At 73.2% G+C, this 2,949-nt stretch carries 3 protein-coding genes; all 3 read left to right on the forward strand.

The genetic code is table 11. The features are described 5' to 3' along the window. Positions 1-58: 58 nt before the first annotated feature. The 3 genes from dusB (at position 59) to WEB03_RS08080 (ending at position 2,334) form a co-directional block, all read left to right on the forward strand. Positions 59-1,216: a tRNA dihydrouridine synthase DusB gene (gene dusB / locus WEB03_RS08070; RefSeq protein ID WP_368070436.1), complete on the forward strand. Its 1,158-nt coding sequence runs from the start codon at positions 59-61 to the stop codon at positions 1,214-1,216. A 114-nt stretch (positions 1,217-1,330) separates the two neighbouring features. Then, positions 1,331-1,708 (forward strand): cupin domain-containing protein, encoded by a 378-nt coding sequence (locus WEB03_RS08075; protein ID WP_368070437.1) that lies wholly within the window; start codon positions 1,331-1,333, stop codon positions 1,706-1,708. A gap of 2 nt (positions 1,709-1,710) precedes the next feature. Then, positions 1,711-2,334, forward strand: coding sequence for a nucleoside triphosphate pyrophosphatase (locus WEB03_RS08080; protein WP_368070438.1), 624 nt, complete (start codon positions 1,711-1,713; stop codon positions 2,332-2,334). Positions 2,335-2,949: the final 615 nt, after the last annotated feature.

Here is a 2,949-nt window from a genome sequence, read left to right on the forward strand (position 1 = left end):
AGCGGGGCGCTGATGTCGCGCCGATGCCACGTGAGGACCCCGGTACCGTCTGGCGACCATGGAGCCCCTCGCCCCGCCCCTGACGCTCGGCCCCCTCACGGTGTGGCCGCCGTTCGTGCTCGCCCCGATGGCGGGCGTCACCGACGCGCCCTTCCGCACCCTGTGCCGGCGTCACGGCGGCGGCCTGTACGTCAGCGAGATGGTGGGGGCCCGCGGCCTGGTCGAGGGCAACAGCACCAGCGTGGTGAAGGCCGGGTTCGCCCCGGACGAGACGCCCCGGTCGATCCAGCTCTACGGCACCGCGGCCGACGACGTCGGTCGGGCGGTCGAGCTGCTGGTCGGTGGCGGGCTCACCGATGGCGGGACCCGCCTAGAACCGGTGGATCACATCGACCTCAACTTCGGGTGCCCGGCGCCGAAGGTGACGCGGCACGGTGGTGGCGCGGCCCTGCCGTGGCGGACCGGTCTGTACACCGACATCGTCACCGCAGCGGTGCGGGCAGCGGGCGACGTGCCGGTGACGGTCAAGACCCGGCTGGGTGTCGACGACGACCACCACACCTACCTCGAGGCCGGACGGATCGCCGCCGACCTCGGCGTGGCCGCCATCGCCCTGCACGCGCGGACGGCCGAGCAGCGCTACGGCCCGCCAGCGGACTGGTCCCACATCGCGGCACTGGTCGACGCCGTGGACGTGCCGGTGCTCGGCAACGGTGACATCTGGGAGGCCGAGGACGCACGCAGGATGCTGGCCGAGACCGGGTGCGCCGGCGTGGTGGTCGGGCGCGGCTGCCTCGGTCGGCCGTGGCTGTTCCGTGACCTGCAGGCGCTGTTCGAGGGCCGCGAGGTGCCGTCACCACCGGACCTCGGCGAGATCGTCGACCTCCTGATCGAGCACGCCGAGCTGCTGGTCGCCTGGCACGGACCCGCCAAGGGCCTCCGCGAGCTGCGCAAGAACACCGGTTGGTACCTGCAGGGCTTCCCCGTCGGCGGGGAGCTGCGCCGCCGGCTCAACCAGGTCAGCGCGCTCGCCGAGGTGCACGGACTCCTGACGACCGTCGATCGCGACCTGCCGTTCGACGAGGCGGTTCGCCGCAACGCCCGCGGTCACACCACCCCTCCGAAGCGCGTGACCCTGCCCGAGGGGTGGCTCGACTCCCGGGAGACGCCGACGGAGCTGCCTGCCCTCGCGGGAAGCACGGTCTCGGGCGGCTGAGGGTCGCGCCGCTCGGGGTCGTGCGACCGGGCCGGGCCGTCGACCGGGGCCGTCCCGTCCACGCGCCCGCGACCGCGGGCGTAGGGTCGAGACGGACCAGACCAGGAGCGCACCGTGGAGCACCACCAGCCCGCTGCCGTCGCTGCCGACCACCCGGACTTCCGCCGCGTGCTGTGGACCGGCGAGCACAGCCAGCTCGTCATCATGACGATCCAGCCGGGCGAGGCGATCGGCGCGGAGACGCACGACCACAACGACCAGATCCTGGCGTTCACCAGCGGCACCGGCGAGGCCGTCATCGCGGGCGAGACGCGTCCGGTCGGTCCGGGTGACGTGGTCGCCGTCCCCGCCGGGACCCACCACGACTTCCGCAACACCGGTGACGAACCGCTCGTGCTGACGACCGTCTACGCCCCACCGGAGCACCCGGACGGCACGATCCACGCCACCAAGGCCGAGGCCGACGCCGCCGAGGAGGCGGAGGGGCACTGAGCGTGCCGGTTGACCCCGCCGGGTCCGGTGATGATGGCCGTCCAGCGCTGGTGCTCGCGTCGGCGAGCCCACGCCGGGCGGAACTGCTCGCACGCCTCGGTGTCACCCCGCTGCGCCGACCGGTCGACATCGACGAGACCCCGCGCGCCGGTGAGAAGGGTCCGGACCTCGTGGTCCGGCTCGCGTCCGCCAAGGCCGCGGCCGCCGCTGCTCGCGGCGACGGGCACGACGAGGTGGTCCTGGCCGCGGACACCGAGGTCATCGCCGAGAAGCGTGTCCTCGGCAAGCCGCGTGACCGCGCAGACGCCGCGTCGATGCTGCGCACGCTGTCCGGCCGCACCCACGAGGTGGTGACCGGTGTCGCCGTCGTCCGCGGTCCGGTCAGCGCGGTCACGCGTGTCACGACCGCGGTGACGTTCCGGCCGCTCAGCGACGCCGAGGTGGCGTGGTACATCGCGACCGGCGAGCCCGACGACAAGGCCGGCGCCTACGGGCTGCAGGGCGCCGGAGCCGTGCTGGTCGAACGGGTCGACGGATCGGACACCAACGTCATCGGCCTGCCGCTGGCCGAGACCGTCGCGCTGCTCCGCGACGTCGGCCTCGATCTTCTCCCCGGCCCACCCTGACGTTGAGCCCTCAACCCGGCCCCACCACTGGCCTCGTGGGCCAGCCGGGGACGGGACCAGGGGCAGCGATGTCGGTGACCACCGGGACCACACCTGCGGTCGGCGACGTGCTCGAGCGCATGGACGCGCGCATCCAGGAGCTCAGCCGAGCGGGTGATGATCGCGCCATCTTCCCGGTCGGTCTACCGGACCATGACGGGTGCCATCTGCCGCGCCGCCGACGCCGACCGCTTCGTGGACCGACCGTGGACCGAGGACCTGACGGCCCGGTTCGCGCTCCTCTACGGGGTGGCACATCGCGGTCGCGCTCGCCGTCGCCCGCGACGAGCAGGAAGCCGAGGCGGTGCGCACCCACCTCGACCGCATCGCGTGCGGCTACGTGCAGCGCATCGACGTCACCCAACTGCTGCCGCGGGCAGGGTCCGCCACCGCACCAGCACACCCACGAGGACGAGACCATCGTGGTGCTCGACGGGACGGTCGACGCCGAGTGCGGCCCGGACACCTTCACCCCTGAGACGTCCAGGGGCCCGGATCCGAGGGTGGTCAGGGGCGGGGTCGAACCGCCGACACCACGATTTTCAGGTCCGAGAGATGGCGCAAACCGAGCGAAAT

Origin of the sequence: Nitriliruptor sp. (assembly GCF_040882075.1) — a bacterium.
Lineage (GTDB): Bacteria > Actinomycetota > Nitriliruptoria > Nitriliruptorales > Nitriliruptoraceae > Nitriliruptor.

Bases quoted from the DNA above. Each gene is read 5' to 3' on its own strand.
- dusB (WP_368070436.1), top strand. From the start codon at position 59: ATGGAGCCCCTCGCCCCGCCCCTGACGCTCGGCCCCCTCACGGTGTGG.